The organism is Lawsonibacter sp. JLR.KK007 (assembly GCF_036941135.1).
GTDB lineage: Bacteria > Bacillota > Clostridia > Oscillospirales > Oscillospiraceae > Lawsonibacter.
This window is the reverse complement of sequence record NZ_JAYWSY010000002.1, coordinates 1,137,033-1,159,488: the sequence shown is the minus strand read 5'-3', so window position 1 is coordinate 1,159,488 and position 22,456 is coordinate 1,137,033. Positions and strand designations below refer to the sequence as shown.

Below are 22,456 nucleotides of genomic sequence, written 5' to 3'. Positions count from 1 at the left end.
TCCTTTATTCGGCGGAAATCATGAAGTAGTACACCGGCTGGCCCCCGGCCAGCAGGGTGATCTCGGCATTGGGACAGGCGGCGGCGAAGATGGCCTCGGCCTGCTGGGCCTGCTCCTCGGTGACGTCCTCGCCGTAGAAGATGGAGATAAACTCGGCGCTCTGGTGGCCCTCGGAGTGGGCCAAGCGGTCCAGCATGGCGGACAGGTCCTGATCGGTGCCGAAAAGCTGGTGCTCCTCCAAGGCCAGGTAGTCCCCCTGGTGGATGGCAAAGCCGTCGAAGTCGGAATCCCGGGCGGCGTAGGTGATCTCGCTGGTACGGACGCTGGAGAAGCCGTCCAGCATGGCGGCGGTGTTGTCCCCCTCCTCCGCGTCGGGGTCGGCGCACAGCATGGCGGAGATACCCTGGGGTACCGTCTTGGTGGGCAGGACGATCACCTTCTTATCCTCGCACAGGGGGATGGTCTGCTCGGCCGCCATGATGATGTTTTTGTTGTTGGGCAGGACGTAGACAATCTCCGCCGGAGTGGCGTCGATGGCCTTGAGGATGTCCTGGGTCGAGGGGTTCATGGTCTGACCGCCCCCCACCAGACCGTCCACCCCCAGATCCTTGAAGACGGCCTCCAGTCCGGCCCCGGCGCATACGGCCACGTAGCCGAATTTCTTCTCCGGCGCGGCGTGGACCGGCTGGGCGGGGGAACCCTTCTCCAGCTCGGCCTCGATGGCATCCAGGTCGTCGGTGCTCTGAACGTGCCGGCCGGCGGCCAGATCCTCGGCCTGGGTGCGCATATTCTCGATCTTGGCCAGCTCCAGCACGCCGTACTTCTGGGCCTCGTTCAAGGCGCTGCCGGGGGTGTTGGTGTGGACGTGGACCTTGAAGGCCGCGTCGTCCTCCCCGATCACCAGACTGTCGCCGATGGAGTTGAGGTAGGCCCGGAAGGGCTCCAGGTCGATGTCCTCCTTGAACTTGCGGACAATGAACACCGTGTCAAAGGCGAAGGTGATGTCCTCCACGCTGACGGCCTCGAAGTCAGCCTTGTCCGCGGGGGTGGAGCCGTCCTCCCCCGTCTCGGGCATGGGCAGGCCCCGGACCTCGTCCAGCATGCCCTGGAGGATGACCAGAAAGCCCCTGCCGCCGGCGTCCACCACGCCGGCCTTTTTCAGCACCGGGTTCTGGTCGATGGTGTGGGCCAGGGCCTCCTGGCCCTCCTGAATGGCGGCCTCCAGCACCCCCTCGAAGGAGCTGTCCTCCCTGGCCTGACCGGCGGCCCGGGCGGCGGCCAGACGGGAGACGGTGAGGATGGTGCCCTCGGCGGGCTTCATCACCGCCTTGTAGGCGGCGGCTACACCGAAGTCCAGGGCGATGGCCAGGTCTCGGCCGTCCATGACCTCCTTGTCCTTGATGGCCTTGGAGAAGCCCCGGAACAGCAGAGAGAGGATGACCCCCGAGTTGCCCCGGGCCCCCCGCAGCAGGGCGGAGGCGGTGCCCCCGGCGGCCTGGCCTACAGTGTCGTACTGCTTTTTCCGCATCTCAGCGGCGGCGGCGGCGATGGTGAGCGTCATGTTGGTGCCGGTGTCCCCGTCCGGGACGGGGAAGACGTTCAAGTCGTTGATGGGCTGCTTTTGGGCATTGATGGCGGCGTGAGCATGGATCATCATCCGCTGAAAGACCGCCGCGTCAATAGTTTGTACCATATCGGCAAAATTCCTTTCTGCGAATAATCAGAAGCGCATGGAGTCCACGCAGACATCCACCGAGGCGACCTCCACCCCGGTGGTCTTGCTGACCACATAGCGCACCTCGCTCATGATGGAGCGGCACACAGCCATAAGGTTGACCCCGTTCTCTACGATGATGTGCAGCTCGATGGAGACGGTGCCGTCCGCGTTGTAATAGACCTTCACACCCTTGGACATGGATTCCCGCTTCAGCAGGTGGACCAGTCCGTCGGTGGTGGAGCGGACCGCCATGCCCTTCACGCCGTAGCAGTTGGTGGCGGCGCTGCCGGTAACGGTGGTGAACACGTCGCTGCTGATGCGGATCTCGCCCAGCTCATTTTCCAGTTTCATGGGAAAATACCTTCCTTTCCATGAGGATAGGGTTCGCCTAGTTTGATTCACTTTACATTGTATTCGATTTTCTGGAAAAATACAAGCCCTAAAGTTGAACGGACCTGGGAATGAGATGGGAAAAAGAGGGAACCTTTGCTGATTTTTTACGTCTATAAAAGATAGAACGTTAAATCAGGAGGGATATTTTATGAAGAAAAAAGCCGCCGGACTTGTGATTGCCATGCTTTGTTACAGTATAGCGGTCGCGGGAGTATTTTATTTCATCGGGTACAAAACGGCCTATGACCGCATAGAGGCCTCCGCCTCTGAGCTCATGCCCCAGACCTTTTACGCCACGATCTCCGAGCTGCAGGGGAACACATGCACCGTGACGGGTATGGAGGTCAACGACATCAATTTCAGACAGGAATTTTCCTTTGTCATCGTAGAGGAAACAAAGATCACATGGCGGTACACCGAGATTGCCCTGGAGGATCTGGAGGTTGGCGATCACATTTCCATCACCTTTACGGGGGCAATTCTTGAGTCATATCCAGGACAGATCCAGCATGTGGATGTCATTCAATTGTTGGACGACGAAATATAGCCCTTTATGAATCAGGCCCTTCCCGTTTTGGGGGAGGGCCGCAATTTTTATGGCAGACTGCTTTCGACGTATAATTTCCAGAAACTGGAATATAATGGGCTCCAACATACACCGGGGCCCGCCGGCATCGCGCCGGGCCCCTTCAAGGAGGAGACCGGCATGACAGCCAAGACCATTTACAGCAAGATCAGCGGCCTGCGGGCCCAGTCGAAACCGCCGGAGCCGGCGCGGGCGCCCGTCTCACCGCTGGTAGCGCTGGCCGAGCTGGGCATCCACCTGCTGCTGGCGGCGGTGCTGGCGGGAGCGGTGGTCTTTGGCGGCCGGGCGCCGCTGGGCGTGGCCTTTGTGGCGGCGGCGGGGTCCGGACTGTTCGGCGGAGCTGCGCTGGTGGGGACCTGCTTCGGTTCGCTGACCGCCCTGGATTTCTCCGACGGCCTGCGCTACTCCTCCGCCGCCATCCTCACCTTTGCGGTCCACTTCGCCTTCTGCGATTGGAAGGTCCTCCGCCGCCCCTGGGCCATGCCCATGGTGGCCGGAGGACTTACCGCCTTCACCGGCTGTATCGTCCAGGCGCAGGCGGGCTGGCAGCTGGAGGGCACGGCCTATCTGATCCTGGAGACGGCCCTGGTGGGGACGGCGGCCTGGGCCTTTCGGGGGGCCTTGGCCCCCATGGTCCGGCGGAAGCGGGACAGGCCCTCCGCCGCCGCCCGGCGGGTGGGGCCGCTGGCCCTGCTGTGCGCCTGCCTGACGGCCATCGCGCCGATGGAGTTCTTTGGAGTGCCCATGCTGGCAGTGGTGGGGGTGGGCGCCTGCGTCCTGGCCTTTTTCGCTCCGGAGTGGGTGCTGGGCTGGTTTGGAATGCACTCCGTTCCGGAGGCCGCCGCCGACTTCCGGGCCCAGCGGCTGGTCCAGCAGAAGCTGGAGCGCACCGCGCAGGCCTTCCGCACCCTGTGCGATTCCCTCCGCTCCGCCTTCCGCGCCCCGGACAACGACAACGATGTGGCCACCGTCTTCGACCGGGCGGCGGGGCGGCAGTGCCGGGCCTGCACCCTCCGGGACCGCTGCTGGAAGACGGACTACAACACCACCTTCAACGCCATGAATGACGCCACCCCCGCCATGGTGGAGCGGGGAAAAGCGGAAAAAGGGGATTTTCCCCGCCACTTTGCCGACCGCTGCATCCACTTTCCGGAATTTGTGGCGGCGGTGAACGAGGAGCTCACCGCCCTGTTTTACCGCCGGCAGTACAACGCCCGCATCCGGGAGAGCCGGGCGGCGGTGTGCCGGCAGTACGCTCAGCTGTCCGACCTGCTGGGGGAGGCCGCCGCCGAGCTGAGCCGGGAGCTGACCCCCGACGTCATCGGGGACCGCCGCCTGCGCCAGCGGCTGGCGGAGCTGAAGCTGGATGTGCGCGCCGCCGTCTACCGGGACGGCCGGGGCCTGCTCCGGGTGGAGGCGGAGGGCCCTCAGTGCGCGGCGCTGACCCGTCCCAGCCGGATCAATGACCTGTCGGCGGTGCTGGGCGTCCCCCTGCGGGTGGAGCTGGAGGGGGAGAACGCCGTCTCCCTGATTCAGCAGGAGCCGCTGATGGCGGTGGCGGGGGTGGCGGCCCGGAAAAAAACCGGCGAGACGGTGAGCGGAGACGCGGGCACCTACTTCAAGCGTCACGACGGAAAATTGTACCTTTTACTATGCGACGGCATGGGCAGCGGCCCGGACGCCAACCGGGAGAGTACCCTGGCCGTCCGCCTGCTGGAGCAGCTCCTCCAGGCGGGGGTGGCGGCCCCCCGGGCGCTGACCACCCTGTCCTCCGCCCTGGCCCTGCGGGGGGAGGAGACCGGCGGCTTCACCACCGTGGACCTGCTCCAGCTGGACCTGTTCACCGGGGAGGGGGAGCTGTTCAAGCTGGGCGCGGCCCCTACCTATATAAAAAAGGGCGGCGAGGTCCAGCGGCTCACGGGAAAATCCCTCCCCGCCGGGCTGGCGGAGGGGGAGAGCGCCGCGCTGGACCGCTTCTCCCTGCGGCTGGCGCCGGGGGACTGCGTGCTGATGATCAGCGACGGGGTGTGCCCCGGCCCGGAGGACGCCTGGCTGCGGGGACGGCTGGCTCAGTTTGACGGGACAAGCCCCAAGGATCTGGCCCGGGAGCTGGTCACCCAGGACCGGAAGGACGCCACCGACGACCGCACCGCCCTGGTCATCCGGGTGGAGCGCCGGACCCAGAAGGACCCGGCGGAGCGGGGAAAGGCTTGACAGACCCTGAAAAATCGGATACAATGTAAATATAGAAACCATAAAGGGGGTTAACGGCATGGGCACTGAAGCGGAACGGCAAGACACACGAAAGGCGATGGCATTTGACCTGTTCGATATTTTGGATGAAGCGCCTGCGCAGCAGACCTACACGGTGGAAGAGATCAAGAAAATGATCCGGGTGTACCTCAAGACAGCGGACCAAAAATAACGACAAACGGGACCGGGGGAGCCGGTCCCGTTTTTGCCCCTCCGCCCCCCCCCCTGTAACACATTTCTCCCTGTGTTACGGCAATGTTACCGTTTTGTTACACTTCCCCCCAACCCATTGACTTTCAAAATTCGGTTTGCTAGAATGCGCATAGAGGTTGGGAGACCTTTCGCCTGGTCAAGGTCGTACCTGCCCCCTGAGGCATTCGACAGGATGCAAGGGGAGTGACACGGCGGTGGCCGGAGGGAAACGTCGAAAAACCTCGAAAATTTTGGGCAAAACGCAGAATATTCGGAACCTTTGCTCAGACTTACGGGGTCTACCAAATGTCCGAAGCAGGACGCGTCCAGCCCAAAACCGGCCCCTCTCAGGCCGAAAAAAATTAAAGGAGGAAATCCGAATGAGAAACCTGAAGCGGGCCCTCAGCCTGACTCTGGCTTCCGTCATGCTCCTGGGCATGATGGTGGTTGGTTCCAGTGCTGCGGGCTACCCCGATGTTGCCGAAGACGACAACGTCGAGGCCATTGAGGTTGTGCAGTCGGTCGGCGTAATGGTCGGCGACGAGAACGGCAACTTCCGTCCCGGCGACTCCGTGAGCCGCGCCGAGATGGCTGTTGTCATGGGCAAGCTGCTCAACCTGGACTACAACTATTACGAAGCGGTCTGCCCCTTCACCGACGTCGCCGGCGTCTATGACTGGGCCCGGGGCTGGGTCGGGGCTGCTGCCGCCAACGGCATCGTGTCCGGCCGCGGCGACGGCATCTACGATCCCGCCGCCACCGTCACCGCCGTGGAAGCCGCATCCATGATGATGCGTGCTCTGGGCTACTTCAAGTACAGCAACGACTACGCCGACGGCTTTGAAGTCTCCACCGTCCGTCTGGGCACCACCATTGGCATCTTTGACGGCGTCGGTTCCAGCGCCAGCGAGCCCATGACCCGTAATCAGGTGGCTCAGATGGTGCTGAACGCTCTGCAGTCCGCGGTTGTGGAGCCTGACGGCAACACCATCAACCTGACCACCCCCGACGGCACTGTGTACACCGGCAAGGTCAACTACGTCAGCGTGACCAGCGCCAAGGCTTTTGCCAGCGCCATTAAGTCCACGCAGGCCACCTCCGTTGGTTCCACCAACCTGGGTACCATCGTGGAGCTGGGCGAGCGGCTGTATGACGGCGAGCTGCGCCTCTACGACACCGCTACCACCAGTGACGACTTCAACCGTCCTTCCCGCACCTGGGAGTTCAAGGGCAAGGAAATCGGCACCTACATGAAGAAGGAGAACATCCGCGAGACCTACACCACCGCTGTCAGTGAGCGTACCCTGTACGACCTGCTGGGCCGCAGTGCGCTCGAGGAGTACACTGTCTCCTACTACGTGGACGGCGTGCGGACCGGCAACAGCATTGACGTTGCCAACAAAATTCTCCGCCGCACTACCAACGATTTCGGGCAGACTGCCAACGGCGTGCTGACCCAGGTCTTTGTGGATACGGAGCGGGGGCTGATCGACATCTCCTCCATCCACACCTTCCTGGCCAAGGCCGCTGTGGACTACAACGCCACCACCGAGTCCGTGATCCTGGGCATCTATTCCGACTACACCGACGATACCAAGCGGACCGTCACCACGAACAAGACCATCAGTCTGGCTGACGTGCCCGCCATTGCTGACATCACCAAGGACGAGTACGTTTTGGTCAACGTGACCGGCAAGAACGCCACCGTCACCCCGGTCCGCAACAACCTGACCGGCTACGAGGTCGTGATCGTTGACGATGTGGAGATCATGAGCGACTCCACCCTGACCAAGTTCGCCAAGAAGAGCGACAAGGACACCGCCAGCAATACCAATGTCGCCTTCTTCAAGAGCGTAGTCACCGGCGGCACCGAGTACAAGAACTCCGCCTTCGCCTTCTACAGCGACGACGTGCTGGACCTGTACGACAACACTCTGCTGGCCGACCACACCTATAACATCTATCTGGACAAGTACGGCTACGCCGTGGGCATCGACCTGTTCTCCGGCGATGACAACTACGTCTTCATCACCGGCTTTGACACCAGCACCAGCAACATCGCCCTGGGCTCTGCCACCGCCGCCGCCATCTTCACCGACGGCACTATGAAGACCATCAAGGTCAATGTCCGCGACACCAACAAGAACATTGACAAGGTGACCAACGGCACCACTGACGGCAGCCAGTACTTCACCCGCTGGGCCAACAAGGTAAACGGCGTTGAGCCCTACGCCCTGAACCGCTGGTACACCTACACCGTGGACGCCGCCGGCGAGTACACCCTGACCCCCGCCACCCGGATGTTCACCACCGAGGTTCTGGACAATCCCACTGTCACTACCGATGACACCGTCATCAAGTGCGACAGCGTCCGTATCGACGAGTATGCCGCCGACATGAGCGAGAACGGGGCCGCCGCCGGGCGCGGAAACGGCACTGTGACCAGAGGCAACCGCGCTTACGGCAACGACAACTCCGTCTTCATCGTGGTGGAGGCTGACGAGAGCGCCGACAACAGCACGCCTCACGTCATCAGCGACGTGGCCGGTGTGTACACCGGCGTGCAGAACGTGGAGATCGAGGTCTTCGGCAAGTCCGCCCGTGCCGATCAGAAGGGTAGTAACAACGCAAATGACGATGACAAGACCTACATCAAGGACGCTTCCGACGGTACTAAGGATACCGCTCTGTACGACAGCATCTACACCCTGTACAACAAGGACAACTACATCATCGCCTCCATCATCCTGGGCGAGGCCAAGGGCAGCGACGCCAACTATGCCTACATCCTGACCGCAGCTACCTCCGAGGAGCGCCTGGATGACGGCAGCCACGTCTGGGAGTTTGACGCGATTGTGGACGGCAAGATCGTCACCCTGAAGACCAACAGCAAGTTCACCAAGGTCATCTCCGACCTGGAGCCCGGCCACGTGCAGGAGCTGCGCTACAGCGGCGACTACGTCACCGGCGTGAAGACTCCCACCGCACTGACCGATTACTGGACCTATGACAAGGCCTTTGATGGTGTTTACAAGATCGACAAGGAAGTCATCGTTGATATCGGCCACCATCCCGGCGCCGACGTCAACAACGACTGCGTTGGCGGCAACACCAACGATGTTAAGGGTTCCGCTGCCTGGGGCTGGGATACTGATCCTGACAACGGTGGACACCTGACGAAGTCTCAGGCCACCGACCTGAAAGTGATCGGCCGTACTATGTATCTGGCTGGCGACAACGGCGCTGACCGCGGTCTGACCCTGGTGGATGAGAATACCCCCGCCGTGGTCCTGCAGAAGATTGACGGCAGCTACAAGAAGCTTGAGCGCGCCTCCGTGGCTACTGCCATTGCCGAGCTGGGCGACGCCGACACGACTACCACCGACAAGAAGGAGTTCGAGGGCCGTATCGTGGCCGTTCTGAACAGCCAGGGCGTGGCCAAGTGGGTCGTCTTCATCAGCGACACTGAGGTCCTCACTGCCTCCGGCGGCACCGCTACTGGCGGTAAGTTCGAACTGGATGGCAATGCCACCACTGTCGAGGTTGAGGAAGCGCTGAAGCTCCATAAGAACGTCACCATCAACAACACCTGGGTTCCCAGAAATACCGATGTCAGCAGCAACATTGCTATGGACATCCCTGCTGACGCCACCCTGACCATTAACGGCAACTTCCAGGCCGCTGATAATGGCACGCGGAACAGAGTCCGCATCTCCGGCAGCGGCAAGCTGGTCGTGAAGGGCACCTTCGCTACCAACTCTCTGGTCAGCAGCACCATTGGATACGCTGTGGACGCCGACGCGATGAACATCTACGACAGCGGTGCGATCACTATCAACGCTAACGTGAATGTGCAGCGCGGCAACATGACGATCTACGGTAGTAGCGCGAATGGTATCACCATCAACGCCAACAAGACCGTTAACATCAACGGCGACTTGGTCAACCGCAATTCCGCAGCTGAGACCATCACGATCTACGGCACTTTGAAGACCCGGAACCTGCCCGCTCAGACTTCTAACCTCACTCTGGCTGTTAACAGTGTTAACTCCCTGGAGGTTGCTGGCTACGTTGATAGCAATAACATCATCACCATCGGCACTGGCAGTGTGGCTGGCTACGCCAAGATCGGCGAGCTGAAGAAGAGCAGCGGAACCACCCCCACCGTGACGGTCAACAAGATCGACACCACCAAGGTGCCTGAGGTTACCAAGATCAGCGGGGGTACTGTTACCGTGGCTGGTGGCAGCGTGAAGGTCGGCACCGTTAACGGCGCGTCCTCCAAGGTTGAGGTCACCGGCGCGGGTGCTACTGCTACCGTTACCACCGTCGAGACTTCCGCGACTGTCGAGGCGAAGACAGCAGCTACCGCCTCCGTGACCGTTGGTACTGTTGAGGCTGGCGGCAATGTCAGGACCGACAACGGCGCTTCCGCGACCATTGGCACCGCCAAGAAGGATTCTGTTCTGACAACTCAGAACGCTACCGATAAGATCACCATCACCAAGGAGCTGAACACCTGCAAGCTGAGCCTCAAGGCGGGCAGCGAAGTGAAGCTGGAGGCTCATACTGTGGTAGGCGAGGAAGCCACTGTCACCGACAACACTGGCAGAGAGCTGGAGAAGGTCGGCAACACTGCTATGACCATCAGGCCCGATAATGATGTCGATAACTCTAGCGCGAACAAGGATACCGCTACCTCTCTCCCGACCCTGGAAGCGGCCCCCGAGGGCAGCGAGACCAAGGACCCCATCACCGCTACCATGAACTTCGTGTACGATGAGGCCACCTTCGAGCCCTACAAGAAGACTGGGGCTTCCGGCTACACAACTTGGCAAGACATTGTTGATAATGGCGGCGTGAACACCCTGCCCTGGCTTTGGGTGAAGGTCGAGGTTCCCAAGGGTTCCGCTGTGACGCAGGTCAAGGCCAAGGAACTCAAGATCAATGACACTGCGGTCAACATGCTCCAGGGCGCGGCTGATAACGGCCCTGTGGAGTACAAGGAGACCTGGTCTGGCATCAACGCTGCTGGGGCTGCGAAGGCCGCCGTCTTCCACTGGGAGATGAAGAAGAGCAGCGACACCAATAAGAATACCCTCTCTCTGGATCAGACCACCGTTGCCACCAACGGCGCAAAGTACACCCTGACCTTTGAGGTCACCACCGGAACTGGCAGTAGTGCTATGGCGGCGGAAGTCGTCGTGGAGGGCGTCTACAGCGGTCCTGCCGCTTATGTGGCCCCCACCACCCCCGCTGAGTAATCCAGCAGAACCCCCGGGCTTTGGCCCGGGGGTCCTTTTTACTTAGCTGTCCGCCGCGAAGAAGGAGAGGACAGAATAACCGGAACCTTTTACATTCATCTGGACATAGGGATCGTTGCCATAAAAGCTCAGGGTGTTTCCCGACCACGAGGCCACCAGCGCAGTGCCGTTGCTGAGTCCGTAGTAGAGGGTTCTCACTCCGTATGCCGCCAGAACCATCGCCTGACCATTGGATATGACAGCAAACAGAGGTTGGCCGGAAAAGCGGATGACGGTGGGGCTGTTGCCGCCGCTGCCGCCATTACCGATGTAGGTGTGGCACACGATCCGGCAATTGCCCTTCCCCGCCAGGGCGGCGGCGTGCCCGGATACTGTACTGCTCAGGCTGTTCAGCGCGGATTTGTCCGCTTTGGCCGCCAGAGCGGCGTCAATCCTGGCGTTGTCGGCGTTGAAGTCGTCCATCTGGACCTTGTCACTGCGTTCCCACTGGGAAAGGCTGTAGTTGGGTGTGTGATTGGTGGACATGCTAGATTCCTCCTTAAAATTAGATTCCATCCTTACAAAGAAAACGCCCCAAAGTGGGACGTTCGCATACATTTAATGGAAGTGAGGGCGCATTGCGCCCTTTTTTTGCGTCCTGGCATCTCAGGCCGCCGCGGTTGCGGGACCGTCTCGTTTCATCAGCGGCCCGCTTCCGCCGGCTCGGATGGTAGTTGGCTGGCACCGAAACAGAACGGGCGCCATGGGATGATTGTTTGGTTTAACGTCTATTTATTCTGCTGGAAAAGTTCCTCCAAATATATTGCAAAGGTGCATAAAAATAAAACGCTGTGCAAAATTTTTTTCGGTATAATCTCTTATAAATATCGGCGCAACGGTGTTGCCGATCGAAAGGAGTGCCTTAATGATGGATAAGCAGCAGCGCGCGGCGCGTATTGAACAGCTGACGCGGGAACTGACCGGCCAATTCAGTGTATTGGAAACCGCGAATGAGGTGGTGATGGCAGAAAAGGTATATGAGATCCTCGGCCGGGTCCCATATTTTCAGGCCCATCCGGAAAACCTGTTTTATGTTCCGGTCAAGGACGATCCCTGGAAGCGGAAGAGTGTCATGGCCATGGTGCGGGGCGAAAAATCTGCCAGCCGCCGTACCGTTGTGATGATCGGCCATATGGATACGGTCGGGATCTCCGACTATGGCCCTCTGGCCGAATATGCAAACCAGCCCGATATCCTGATGGAGAAACTGAAGGAGCTGGAGCTGTCAGAGGATGTGCGCCGGGACCTTGAGTCGGGGGATTACCTTTTTGGCCGTGGGATCTTCGATATGAAATCCGGGGACGCAATTTTAATCGCTCTGCTGGAGGAGATCAGCCGGGAGATCGAAGCCTTTGAGGGTACTTTGATTTACGCCGCGGTCTGTGATGAGGAGGGCAATTCCCGCGGTATGCGCAGCGTGGTGCCCAAGCTGATCCAGCTGCAGGAGGAGAACAAATTCGACTATCTGGCCCTGCTGGACACGGACTATATGACCTCGGAATATGAGGGGGATACCAATAAGTATGTCTATGTGGGAACGGTAGGCAAACTGATGCCCACATTCTATGTGGTCGGCAAGGAAACCCATGTGGGCGAGGCGTTCAAGGGCCTGGACCCCAATCAATTGATTTCGAAGATCAGCTCCCGCATCAATTTGAATCCTGAGTTCTGCGATGTGGCTGAGGGCGAGGTTACGCTTCCTCCCGTTACCCTTTGCCAGCGGGACAGAAAGGCAGAGTACTCCACGCAGATTGCCAAATCAGCCATTCTCTACTTTAACTACGCCACCCACATCAGCACCCCGGATCAGGTGCTGGCTATGATGGCGGAGATAGCGGAGGAGTGTTTCTTCCAGGTGCTTGATACGCTGAATCAGTATTACCGCACCTTCTGTAATATGTGCCGGCAGCCCTTTGTCCGTCTGCCCTGGAAGGCCCGAGTTATGACCTATCAGCAGCTGTATGCCGCCGTACTGGAGGAGGTCCCCCAGCTGCCGGAGCTGGTTGCGCAAAAGTCGCAGGAGCTGATGACGGATGAGACCATTGACACCTGCACGCGCACAACTCGTTTAGTGGAGTATGTCCATGGCCTGTGGAGCGACAAAGACCCCATTGTGCTGGTTTACCTCACGCCCCCCTACTACCCCCACGTCCACGTTGCAGGGGAGAAGGAAAAGGAACGCCGCTTGCTGTGGGCGGTTGACAAGGCCATTGAGGAGACGGGAACCGATTACAAACTAACTCGAAAAAAGTTCTTTCCCTATATCTCTGACCTCAGCTTTGCCACCGCCCCCCAGGACCCGGAGGTCATTCGTGCCCTCAAGCGGAATACCCCTGGCTTTGGTATCTTCTATGACATCCCTTTGCGGGAGATGCAGTCGCTGGACCTGCCTGTAGTCGATATTGGCCCCTTTGGAAAGGATGCCCATAAGTTTACGGAGCGTATCGAGAAAAACTACAGTTTTTACACTGCGCCGGAACTGGTTTATAGAACGGTAATGAACCTGCTTCATGACGCGGACGAGTGATACATTCGGTTTCGCAGTTGAGGGCGGACGCAGCCGCAACTGCTTTTTATGGAGGCCCACATGAATCGGAACAGCAACAATGACAGCATGAACGCCACAGAAAAGAGGGAACTGAACGGTTCAATCCTTCTGTATAACGGAAATTTCTTTCGCTTTGACGGCAAGAAAAACTATACCTGGATGTGGATTCAGGAAGGGATGATACGAGACGCCGGGTATCGCGACTGTGACGCTGGCTACTTGGCTATGGCGGAGGAAGCAGTTGACCTGAAGGGAAGTCTGGTACTTCCAGGATTCTACGACTGCCATGTCCATGTGGTTCCCACAGCACTGGACCGCATGAAGCTGGACCTGAACGGCTCCCGAAACTTTGAGGAGATGGGGACCCGGCTGCGAGAGTGGGCGGAACGCTACCCCAGGCAGTCAACCGTGTATGCCTGCCGTCTGGAAATTTCCGATTTGGAGGAAAAGTGTCTGCCAAACCGACAGGTGATTGACCAATTTTTGCGGGACTACGACGTATGGATCGAATGCCGGGACTTCCACTGCACCATTTTAAACACAAAAGCCCTCCACTCCATCAATATTCCCTGGACGATCGAGGGGGTGGAAGTGGACGAGTTTATGCGCCCCACCGGAATCTTTCGCGGAAAGGCCAACGCCCTTCTGCGCCAGAAAATTGGGAACAGCTATAACATCCAGGATAAAGAGCGGGCGGTGCTGGACTTATCCAAGCAGTTATTGAAAAAGGGGGTCACCTCCATCCACGCTATGGAGGGCGGAGAGGGGTTTCCGGAGCAGGACGTCAAATTACTGCTCTCCTGTATCCCAAGGCTTCCGCTGGACGTCTGTATCTACTTTGGGACCATGGAGCTGGACAAAGTGAAGGCCCTGGGCCTCACTCGTGTGGGGGACATTTTTTTAGACGGCTCCTTTACCGCCGGCGAGGCCGCGCTGGACACCAGCTACCACGACCGTTCCGGCAGCGGGACTTTGTACTACTCCCAGGAGGAGGTCAACCAGTTTTTGCTCAACTGCTATCAGGCGGGGCTGGATACCTCCCTCCACGCTGTGGGCAGCCGTGCGGTGGAACAGGCGCTCCGCGCTCACGAATATGCCCGGCGAGAGACTGGGATATTCAACCTCCGCCATCGGATCGAGCACGCAGAGCTGACCACAAAGCATCAGCGCAGACAGGCAGGCGCCATGGGGATCATTTTCTCCATGCAGCCCGCGTTTGAGTATTTTTACGGCGGCAGCCGGGGGATGTTTGCAGAGCGGCTGGGGGAGTTGTGGCAGCAGACAAACCCGTTTCAGGACATTCGCAATGCGGGCGTGCGTATCTGCGGCGGCTCGGACAGCGGTCTGACCCCGGTCAACCCTATTGGAGGAATTCATGCTGCAGTCAATCATCCGGTTGAGTCCAGCCGTGTTACCGTGGAAGAAGCCCTGTCTATGTTTACCCGAGATGCGGCGTGGGTGGGACGTGAGGAGGGGTACAAAGGCGAACTTGAGATTGGCCGGGTGGCAGATCTGGCGGTCATGGACCGGAATATCTTCCGCACCAATCCCAAAGGTATTATTACGGCGGAAGTCATTTTGACGATGAAGTCTGGTGCGATCCTATATCAGGACCTGTAAGGAGGTATGCATGGGAAACAAGCTCCATATCCAAATGTTTGGGCCGATGGGATTTTCCGTTTCCGGTGTGCCAATCGCCACAAAGCTCAGTGCAAAGTCTCTGGCAATTGTAGGTTTTTTGATTTGCAGCGAACAGCATCGCGCCTCTCGGGACAAGCTTGCATCCATGTTCTGGTCGGAAAGCTATGACACCGCCACCTACAATCTGCGCTACAATCTTTGGAACATCAGAAAAACCATTCCGCCGGATCAAAATGGCGCAGAATTTCTTCTCGCCTCTAAGGACGCGTGTTCTATCAATCCGGATTATCAATATACCTCCGACCTCCGCCGCCTGAAGCGGTTGTTGGATGTGCCGGCGGAACAGGCCAGCCGGGAGCAGCTGATTGAGATGAAGCTGATTTTGGAGCGGGAGCTGATGGAAGAATTTTATATCCGTGACAGCAATGACTTCAACGACTGGCTTCTCTTCGAACGCACGCGGTATCAAAGAACCTGCCAGCAGGTTTTAGAGCGTCTGCTTGACCGCTACACTGCCGCCGGAGATCTGGATGGCGCACATAGCACGTTGGAGGATCTGCTGCGTGTCAGCCCCTACGAGGAGGAGTATTACTACCATATCATCCAGCTTTGTCAGGACAGAGGAGACCGGGCGGCGGCCATTCAATACTGCCGGAAGTGTGAGGAGATTCTACAGACGGATTTAAACCTGCCTCCCTCCAAGCGGCTGCGAGAGCTTCACATGAGTTTGGCGGCCCAGGATCAAAGCAAAACCAGTGCTGTCTTTCAGAAAAAAGACCTGGCATTGCACATCCGGGTTTGGGAAAAAGCGGGGGAGATTCCAGGTTCCGTACTGGCCGAGATCATATCTGCGGTCACCTCCGCCTGTGAGCGCGGCGTAATCAGCAAAATACCCAAAGTTTTCCTGGAGGATATGGCCACGATACAGCCCGCGCTCATCCCGGCCTATGGGCTGGAAAATACCTACAGCCAGGTGCGTCAGGTGAGGCTGCTGAACTCTGTTTTTCAATTTTTTAATCAGCTTTCGCACTTTTACCGCACCTCAATCCGGCTGGAAAATATGGTGCAAAGCGATTTGTTTTCCTTCACTGCGGTGCAGTACCTGCAGCATATGTGTCCAGGAAGCGTGTCGCTGGAGTGGGATGGGGAGCCGCCGGAAAAACGCATTGTTTAACGTCTGTTCATCTTGAGTTTATTTTTCCACCAAAATAATTTTTCGTCCGCTTCGAATGAAATAAAGGGATAACCCTGTCACGGTATACTATAAAAGGATAAAATACTCGGTCTTTTTCATTTCCCTGCCTGATGGAGGGCAGAAAACACGGCAAAAGAGGATGTAACATCAAGGAACATGTGAAGGAGGAACATATGAGTGCTTTTCGTTATGCAGAACGGATGAAGCTGGCCAAACCCTCATTTATCCGCGAATCGCTGAAGCTGGCTTCTGACCCCACGCTGATCTGCTTTGCCGGCGGCAATCCGGACCCAGAGTATTTTCCCTGGGAAGAGCTGGCGCAGGCTGCGGATCTGGCAATTCGCAGCGATTGGCGCACCGCTTTGCAGTACAGCGTGACGGAGGGAAACCTGGAGCTGCGCAAGCAGCTGCAGGACATGATGGAACAAATTGGGATTGTCACTCCGGTGGAACAGCTGGTCATTACCAGTGGCTCTCAGCAGGGATTGGACCTGGTAGCAAAGGCGTTTTTGGATCAGGGCGACAAGGTGATTGTGGAAAGTCCCACCTATATGGGGGCTATCAATGCCATCAAGTATTATGAGCCTCAGTTTATTGAAGTGGCCACCGATGAGGATGGCATGTGTATGGATGCGCTGGAGCAAGCGCTCATAAATCATCCGGACGCAAAGTTTATCTATACGATCCCTGATTTTCAAAATCCTACCGGCCGTGTGTTGGCGGAGGACCGCCGTATCCGGATGATTGAGCTGGCGGAGCAGTATAATGTGATGATTGTCGAGGACAACCCCTATTACTACCTGCGCTATGACGGACCGGTCGTCCCCCCTGTGAAGCATTTTGACTCCGTTGGCCGGGTGATTTATCTGGGCTCCACCTCCAAAATCCTTTGTCCAGCGATGCGGATTGGCTGGATCATTGCGGATCAGCATATTGTCAACAGCTTGGTTTATCTGAAACAGGCCTGTGATTTGCAGAGCAGTGAGCTGACTCAGCGCATTGCTGCAAAATATCTGATCAACAACGACATCATGAAGCATATCGCAGCGATGAACCAGTTGTATAAAAAGAAAAAAGATCTGATGCTCCAAACCATCAGGGAGACCTTCCCGCCGGAGATACAATATACAATTCCCCAGGGCGGACTCTTCTTGTGGATCACTTTTCCAGAGAGTGTGGATTCTCTGGAGCTATTCCATCAGATGAAAGAGGGCATTCGAGTAATCTTTGTTCCGGGCGATACATTCTATCCCTACGGCGGACATCCTAACACAGCACGGCTCAGCTTTGCCACCGTCAGCGAAGAGGACATCAAAACTGGGATGGAGCGCATGGGCAAGATGCTGACAGAAATGCTCCAAAAGTAAAGGTGTTCTGGAGGGGAACACTGAGCTGACGCAATCGGGCCTCATTTCATTTGCATGATTTTTTCGCTGGGTTGAAACGTGTCTTTCTCGCGTCCAATTTTCGCGATACGGAAAGACCAGCGAAACATCAGATGGATTACAGCGCTGAAACGGCCGGCATTCTGCCGCTTCATGTGCGCCGTAATCGCTACACCAAAACTATTTTAAGGAGGAAACACGATGAAAAAAGCCATTTCCCTGTTCCTTGCCAGCGCATTGATGGTGGGCCTGGCGGCCTGCGGCGGCCAAACCAATAACGGCCAGGGGAGCACTTCCGGCAATTCCAGTCAAACGAAGAATGAGGTCATCGAATTAAAGTTTAGCTCCGCCTCTCCTGAAACCAGTACATGGCAGCTAGGTGCGCAGAAATTCTGTGACATCATCAGCGAAAAGACCAATGGAAAATATTCCATTACCATCTATCCCAGTGACCAGCTGTCCGGCGGCAACCAGGCAACCGGAATCGAGCTGCTCCAGCAGGGCTCGACGGATATTCACCTGCAGGACGCCATGGTCTGGTCCTCGATCTCAGAAAAGTCCATCGTGGCCTGCTTCCCCTGGCTCCTGCCTACCTATGACGATGTAGACCGCTATATCGCCAACGGTGAAGGCGGCGAGGCGCTGAAGCAAGTGATCTCAGAGGCGGGCTGTGTCTGCCTGGCTGTGGGTGAGAACGGTTACCGTCAGGTGGCCAACCGGCGCAATCCCATCACCTCCCCTGCGGATATGCAGGGCCTGAAAATGCGAGTCCCCGGCAGTAATGTTCACGTCAACCTGCTGAAGTATATTGGCGCCGACCCCATTACGATGAGCCAAAGCGAGGTATACACCTCCCTTCAGCAGGGCGCCATTGACGCCTGTGAGAACACACTGGACCTGCTCTTTACCCAGAACACTCTGGAGGTCACCAATTACCTGACCATTTGGAATTACTCCTATGATCCCATTTTTCTCTCGGTCAGTGAAAAGCTGTGGAACAGCTTGACAGATGAGGAAAAGATCATCTTCTCCGATGCCGCCGCCGAGGCTATGGCCTATCAGATCCAGGCCACCCGCGAGAAAACCAGCGAACTGATGGCACAGTTTGACAAGTATCCTAATGTTGAAGTAGTTGGAGAGCTCACCAGCGATCAGGTAGCCGCATTCCAGGAGGCGGTTGCTCCCATCTATGAGGATTATCGGGACATTCTTGGTGAAGACCTGTTTGCGAAATTTGGTTATACCTTCTCCTGAGTTTTAGAAAGACGTCAGAACGCCCCCGGCTGCCGTTCCCGAAACAGCGGAGAGAGGAGATCTCTCCGCTGTTGTTTATTCCTGATGATACCGCAGAAAATCAAGCGTTCAAGGAGGGTAACGCATGAAGAAATTTTGGGACCTGTTTAATGTATTTGAGGCTGCCGTTATGGTAATTGGCATGGCCATTATGGTGTTTTTCAACTTTTTTAACGTTGTCTGCCGACGTTTGCTGCCCCAGTCGCCCTTCTCCTATACGGAGGAATTGGTCGTCATCATCTTTTTATGGGTGACGATGTTTGGCATCTCCTATGGTTATCGCAAAGGCTCTCACACGATGCTGGACATCTTTACCAGCCATTTTCCTCAAAAGCTGCAGATTGTTACAGTGATTTTTTCCACCCTGTGCTCCGCGGTACTCATGGTGCTGATTGCCAAGGTAGGCTGCGACATGGTCGCAAACCAAATCAAGCATCATCAGGTGACCTCTGGAATGCGGCTGCCCATGGCGCTGTCCAGCTCCGCGATCCCCGTTGGCTCGGCTGTGACGGTCATCAGCGTTTTGAAGACAGGATATGATGAAATCAAGTCCATGTGCCTGGAGCGAAAGAAAACAAAGGAGGTGTAAACTGGCATGTCAGTCGGTATTGTGTTAGTCGGCGTATTTTTTGTGCTGCTGTGCTTGAGAGTGCCTGTCGCAGCGGCTATGGGGTTGGCTTCCATCGTGGGCATGCTCTATGCCGGGTTTGGTATCTCCATGTTTACCAGCGTATTCTACGCCGCTGTTGCCAAATTTACGCTGCTGGCCATCCCGTTTTTTATTCTGGCCGGCGTGATCATGGAGTATGCTGGCATTTCCCGGCGGCTCATTAATCTGGCAAACGCCTGTGTCGGTCATTACCGGGGCGGCCTGGCGGTGGTCACGGTGGTAGTGGCTTGCTTTTTCGCAGCAATCTCCGGTTCCGGCCCCGCCACGGTCGCTGCGATCGGCGGCGTGTTGATCCCCGCCATGAAAGATGCCGGTTACGACAAGCGGTTCGCAACTGCGATTGTGGCATCTTCCGGCGGCATTGGTATGGTCATCCCGCCCTCGATCCCCTTTGTCATCTATGCGATGCTGGCGGAGCAATCGGTGGGCACCATGTTTATGGCAGGTATCATCCCAGGTGTTCTCATGGGCGTGGCGTTTGCAGTTGCTGCGCTGCTATATCTGCGGAATGATCAACATGTAATCCGACAGGAAAAGGCTCCGATGGTAAAGCGGTGGGAAGCCCTGAAAGATGCATTCTGGGGCTTGATGACTCCTGTGATTATCCTGGGCGGCATCTATGGCGGCGTGTTTACTCCCACAGAAGCTGCTGGCGTAGCGGTGGTATACGGGCTGTTTGTGGGCATCGTCATCTACCGGGAAATCAAGCTGAAGGAACTGATCAAGGTATTTATTGATGCATCGGTCTCTTCCGCCATTATCATGTTTATTATGGCCTGTGCGGGTGCGTTCACTTATATCCTGACCACGAGTGGTGTGGCGGCTCAGTTGTCCAACGCGCTGTTGGGAATTACCAATAATGAGTTGATTCTTCTGCTGATCATGATGCTGATTTTTATGATTGCCGGTTGCTTTGTCGATTCTGCCTCTGGTTTTTACCTTCTGATGCCGATTCTGCTGCCTGTGGTACGGAATATGGATATTCCCCTCTATGCATTTGGCGTTTTGGCTACGATAAACTTCGCGATTGGTCAGATTACACCGCCGGTAGGCTCTAACCTGTTTGTTGCCTGCAACATTGCGGATGTATCCATGAAGGATCTGGTCAGTAAGCTGTGGCCTTTCCTGCTGGCAGGAACGTTCTCGCTGCTGCTTATGGTATTCTTCCCCCAAATCATAACGTTTTTGCCGAATCTGCTTGGCCTAGAATGAAAGGGGGCGCATTCGATGATTTTCCCGCAAGAATATCAAAGCCGTTTGGCGTCTGTCCAGGCTCTGATGGTCCGTGAGGGTTTGGATGCCCTGATTATCGGCGCATCTGCTCAAATTGACCAGCGCGGCTCCCTGCGCTGGCTTATGGATTATTACCTGTCCGTATATGAGGAGTGCATTGTAATCTGTCCAGAAGGTGTCCCAGTTTATTTTGCGCACGACAGTTTGGCAGCGTTCCACGCCGGAAACGGCCCCCTTCCATTAGAAACGCGGGTTATTCCCCCCCATTTGTATGCCACAGACCCGGCAGTGCCAGCAGCGGACTATCTGCGCTCGATTCAGGCCAAATCGATTGGAGTGGCGGGAACCGCCGGCTTGTCAGCGCGGTTTATCCTGTCGCTGACCCGGCAGATTGGACATGCGGTTCGGGACGTATCGATGGAACTTGCACGACTTCGGATGGTAAAGAGCCCTGCGGAGATTGAACTGTCTCGAGTGGCTGTTCGTCTCAATGAAGAGGCCATGTGGGCCTATTTGAAGGAAGTGCGTCCTGGAGCGTTGGAGTCTGATGCCCTAGCGAAAGGATATGCTTTTGCCATAGGTAGAGGTGCCGAGGATCAATATTGGATGAGCGGCTCCGGGAACCCGGCTGTTGTTTCCCATGCGGTTTTATCCTTGGGCCGGACATACCGCTGGAAGGACGAGGACAACAGTGTCATTGTGATTGAGGTTTCGGACACAGGGGGTCATTATGGCGAAATCTGGCAGCCTCTGAAATTAGGAGCACGAGATTTGGAATTGGAGGAAGCCCTGGCGGCAGTGGTGCGGTCTATCCAGGCGGCAGCAGAGATGATCCACTCCGGCAATACGGTGGGTCAGGTAGCGGCAGCGGCCGAAGCAAGCCTGGTCAAAGACGGTTGGGCCGTTCCTCGAAACGCTCAGGAGCCTGCCGCGCCTATTGGTCACGGTCAGGGCTTGGATGCTTGGGAAATACCGTCTATTTCTAAGGATAATACGGAACTTATTGTACCGGGCATGCGGTTTAATCTCCATCCCGTCGTTACAAAGAAGAATGGGCAAAGGGTAAGCTACTGTGACTGCTACATTTCAACTGACGGAGCGGCGGAGCGGTTATCTACCCTCCCCTATGATGTGATTTATATTTAAAGCAATTCTACTAAACGCCTACCAAAACCGCCCCCAACTCCCTGCGCCGCAGGAGGTTGGGGGCACTTTGCATTTCCGGGCATCTACCAGTAAAACTTTTTACAACGAAACCGCTCATTTCTTTGGATTACCTCCTGTTTTCGCAACGAAAACCGGCTCTAAAGAGGTGCGACACGGCGGCGGCCGTAGGGAAACGTCGAAAAACCTCGAAATTTTTGGGCAAAACGCAGAATATTCGAAACTTTTGCTCAGACTTACCGGGTCTACCAAATGTCCGAAGCAGGACGCGTCCAGCCCAAAACCGGCCCCCGGTCCGTGGCATACATGAGCCTTTCCGACACCCTCTCCGCAACTCAGCTGACCACTTTGATCTCCATCGAGACCGGTTATCTGACTTCCTCCGGTATGACTGCCCAGCAGACTCAGGAGGCAGTGGATGAGGCGCCTGTAGCTGGCGGACCATTGACCGAGGATGCGTCCGACATTAGCAACATTTCTGATGCTTGGATGAAGCCTAACGCAAATCTGAGCGTGAACGTCGATATGGATGCTAACACAATCACTCTTGATGGTACAGTTACCCTCACCGGAACCACCTTGAACGATTTCACCGGTTCTCCCTGGTTCTTTACGAATGCCGAGGGCAACATCTCCAACCGCTGATGGAAATGAGGGCGCAGCGCGCCCTTTTTTCTGGGGCAGGGCGGTATCTTGTGAGTTGATGTACGCAAACGTGCACATATCCCGTCCCGTGCCGCATATACTGATATGTATAACCGCAATCTACAAAAGGAGGAGTCTGCATGAACGATAAGAAAGCGGCGATCCCGGCCCCCGACCATCCTGCGCCCCACCGGCCCGACCTGGATGACCTTATTTTTCAGGATGAGGGCTGGCTGGT

At 56.9% G+C, this 22,456-nt stretch carries 16 protein-coding genes; 13 read left to right on the top strand and 3 right to left on the bottom strand.

The features are described 5' to 3' along the window. Positions 1 to 4: 4 nt before the first annotated feature. The gene (locus VV088_RS15665; RefSeq protein WP_334601647.1) at positions 5 to 1,693 is read right to left on the bottom strand and encodes a DAK2 domain-containing protein; all 1,689 of its coding nucleotides are present in this window, start codon (positions 1,691 to 1,693) and stop codon (positions 5 to 7) included. 27 nt (positions 1,694 to 1,720) lie between these two features. Then, a complete protein-coding gene (locus VV088_RS15660) occupies positions 1,721 to 2,068 on the bottom strand; it encodes an Asp23/Gls24 family envelope stress response protein (protein ID WP_023346461.1) in 348 nt (115 codons plus the stop codon). A 190-nt stretch (positions 2,069 to 2,258) separates the two neighbouring features. On the opposite strand from VV088_RS15660, the gene VV088_RS15655 reads away from it, so the two are divergent. The 4 genes from VV088_RS15655 (at position 2,259) to VV088_RS15640 (ending at position 10,405) form a co-directional block, all read left to right on the top strand. Next, positions 2,259 to 2,657: a DUF3221 domain-containing protein gene (locus VV088_RS15655; protein ID WP_334601646.1), complete on the top strand. Its 399-nt coding sequence runs from the start codon at positions 2,259 to 2,261 to the stop codon at positions 2,655 to 2,657. A 159-nt stretch (positions 2,658 to 2,816) separates the two neighbouring features. Then, positions 2,817 to 4,910, top strand: coding sequence for a SpoIIE family protein phosphatase (locus tag VV088_RS15650; RefSeq protein ID WP_334601645.1), 2,094 nt, complete (start codon positions 2,817 to 2,819; stop codon positions 4,908 to 4,910). A 58-nt stretch (positions 4,911 to 4,968) separates the two neighbouring features. Continuing rightward, complete coding sequence (locus VV088_RS15645; protein WP_334601644.1) at positions 4,969 to 5,121, top strand: hypothetical protein; 153 nt, start codon at positions 4,969 to 4,971, stop codon at positions 5,119 to 5,121. A gap of 400 nt (positions 5,122 to 5,521) precedes the next feature. After that, positions 5,522 to 10,405 (top strand): S-layer homology domain-containing protein, encoded by a 4,884-nt coding sequence (locus VV088_RS15640; protein WP_334601643.1) that lies wholly within the window; start codon positions 5,522 to 5,524, stop codon positions 10,403 to 10,405. Positions 10,406 to 10,447: 42 nt separating this feature from the next. Here VV088_RS15640 and VV088_RS15635 read toward each other — a convergent pair whose 3' ends face one another. Then, positions 10,448 to 10,930, bottom strand: a complete 483-nt coding sequence (locus VV088_RS15635) for a hypothetical protein (RefSeq protein ID WP_334601641.1) — start codon at positions 10,928 to 10,930, stop codon at positions 10,448 to 10,450. A 379-nt stretch (positions 10,931 to 11,309) separates the two neighbouring features. Between VV088_RS15635 and VV088_RS15630 the strand changes: the two genes are divergently transcribed. From VV088_RS15630 to VV088_RS15590, 9 genes are all read left to right on the top strand, one after another. Further along, positions 11,310 to 12,971 carry a M20/M25/M40 family metallo-hydrolase gene (locus tag VV088_RS15630; RefSeq protein ID WP_334601639.1) on the top strand — a complete coding sequence of 554 codons (1,662 nt, stop codon included), beginning with the start codon at positions 11,310 to 11,312 and terminating at the stop codon, positions 12,969 to 12,971. Positions 12,972 to 13,031: 60 nt separating this feature from the next. Continuing rightward, positions 13,032 to 14,612: an amidohydrolase gene (locus VV088_RS15625; protein WP_334601638.1), complete on the top strand. Its 1,581-nt coding sequence runs from the start codon at positions 13,032 to 13,034 to the stop codon at positions 14,610 to 14,612. Positions 14,613 to 14,622: 10 nt separating this feature from the next. After that, entirely contained in the window at positions 14,623 to 15,807 is a 1,185-nt protein-coding gene (locus VV088_RS15620) for an AfsR/SARP family transcriptional regulator (protein WP_334601637.1), read from the top strand. A gap of 194 nt (positions 15,808 to 16,001) precedes the next feature. Further along, entirely contained in the window at positions 16,002 to 17,195 is a 1,194-nt protein-coding gene (locus tag VV088_RS15615) for an aminotransferase-like domain-containing protein (RefSeq protein WP_334601636.1), read from the top strand. A gap of 219 nt (positions 17,196 to 17,414) precedes the next feature. Further along, the gene (locus VV088_RS15610; RefSeq protein ID WP_334601635.1) at positions 17,415 to 18,467 is read left to right on the top strand and encodes a DctP family TRAP transporter solute-binding subunit; all 1,053 of its coding nucleotides are present in this window, start codon (positions 17,415 to 17,417) and stop codon (positions 18,465 to 18,467) included. A gap of 124 nt (positions 18,468 to 18,591) precedes the next feature. Then, entirely contained in the window at positions 18,592 to 19,095 is a 504-nt protein-coding gene (locus VV088_RS15605) for a TRAP transporter small permease (protein ID WP_334601633.1), read from the top strand. A 6-nt stretch (positions 19,096 to 19,101) separates the two neighbouring features. Next, a complete protein-coding gene (locus VV088_RS15600) occupies positions 19,102 to 20,388 on the top strand; it encodes a TRAP transporter large permease (RefSeq protein ID WP_334601632.1) in 1,287 nt (428 codons plus the stop codon). Positions 20,389 to 20,403: 15 nt separating this feature from the next. Beyond that, positions 20,404 to 21,555, top strand: coding sequence for a M24 family metallopeptidase (locus VV088_RS15595; protein WP_334601631.1), 1,152 nt, complete (start codon positions 20,404 to 20,406; stop codon positions 21,553 to 21,555). A gap of 324 nt (positions 21,556 to 21,879) precedes the next feature. Further along, positions 21,880 to 22,218 carry a hypothetical protein gene (locus VV088_RS15590; protein ID WP_334601630.1) on the top strand — a complete coding sequence of 113 codons (339 nt, stop codon included), beginning with the start codon at positions 21,880 to 21,882 and terminating at the stop codon, positions 22,216 to 22,218. The last annotated feature ends 238 nt before the right edge of the window (positions 22,219 to 22,456 follow it).

What these genes read in the sequence shown, in the direction of transcription:
- VV088_RS15665 (WP_334601647.1), bottom strand. Translation starts at nt 1,693, where the DNA reads ATGGTACAAACTATTGACGCGGCGGTCTTTCAGCGGATGATGATCCAT.
- VV088_RS15660 (WP_023346461.1), bottom strand. Translation starts at nt 2,068, where the DNA reads ATGAAACTGGAAAATGAGCTGGGCGAGATCCGCATCAGCAGCGACGTG.
- VV088_RS15655 (WP_334601646.1), top strand. Translation starts at nt 2,259, where the DNA reads ATGAAGAAAAAAGCCGCCGGACTTGTGATTGCCATGCTTTGTTACAGT.
- VV088_RS15650 (WP_334601645.1), top strand. Translation starts at nt 2,817, where the DNA reads ATGACAGCCAAGACCATTTACAGCAAGATCAGCGGCCTGCGGGCCCAG.
- VV088_RS15645 (WP_334601644.1), top strand. Translation starts at nt 4,969, where the DNA reads ATGGGCACTGAAGCGGAACGGCAAGACACACGAAAGGCGATGGCATTT.
- VV088_RS15640 (WP_334601643.1), top strand. Translation starts at nt 5,522, where the DNA reads ATGAGAAACCTGAAGCGGGCCCTCAGCCTGACTCTGGCTTCCGTCATG.
- VV088_RS15635 (WP_334601641.1), bottom strand. Translation starts at nt 10,930, where the DNA reads ATGTCCACCAATCACACACCCAACTACAGCCTTTCCCAGTGGGAACGC.
- VV088_RS15630 (WP_334601639.1), top strand. Translation starts at nt 11,310, where the DNA reads ATGATGGATAAGCAGCAGCGCGCGGCGCGTATTGAACAGCTGACGCGG.
- VV088_RS15625 (WP_334601638.1), top strand. Translation starts at nt 13,032, where the DNA reads ATGAATCGGAACAGCAACAATGACAGCATGAACGCCACAGAAAAGAGG.
- VV088_RS15620 (WP_334601637.1), top strand. Translation starts at nt 14,623, where the DNA reads ATGGGAAACAAGCTCCATATCCAAATGTTTGGGCCGATGGGATTTTCC.
- VV088_RS15615 (WP_334601636.1), top strand. Translation starts at nt 16,002, where the DNA reads ATGAGTGCTTTTCGTTATGCAGAACGGATGAAGCTGGCCAAACCCTCA.
- VV088_RS15610 (WP_334601635.1), top strand. Translation starts at nt 17,415, where the DNA reads ATGAAAAAAGCCATTTCCCTGTTCCTTGCCAGCGCATTGATGGTGGGC.
- VV088_RS15605 (WP_334601633.1), top strand. Translation starts at nt 18,592, where the DNA reads ATGAAGAAATTTTGGGACCTGTTTAATGTATTTGAGGCTGCCGTTATG.
- VV088_RS15600 (WP_334601632.1), top strand. Translation starts at nt 19,102, where the DNA reads ATGTCAGTCGGTATTGTGTTAGTCGGCGTATTTTTTGTGCTGCTGTGC.
- VV088_RS15595 (WP_334601631.1), top strand. Translation starts at nt 20,404, where the DNA reads ATGATTTTCCCGCAAGAATATCAAAGCCGTTTGGCGTCTGTCCAGGCT.
- VV088_RS15590 (WP_334601630.1), top strand. Translation starts at nt 21,880, where the DNA reads ATGAGCCTTTCCGACACCCTCTCCGCAACTCAGCTGACCACTTTGATC.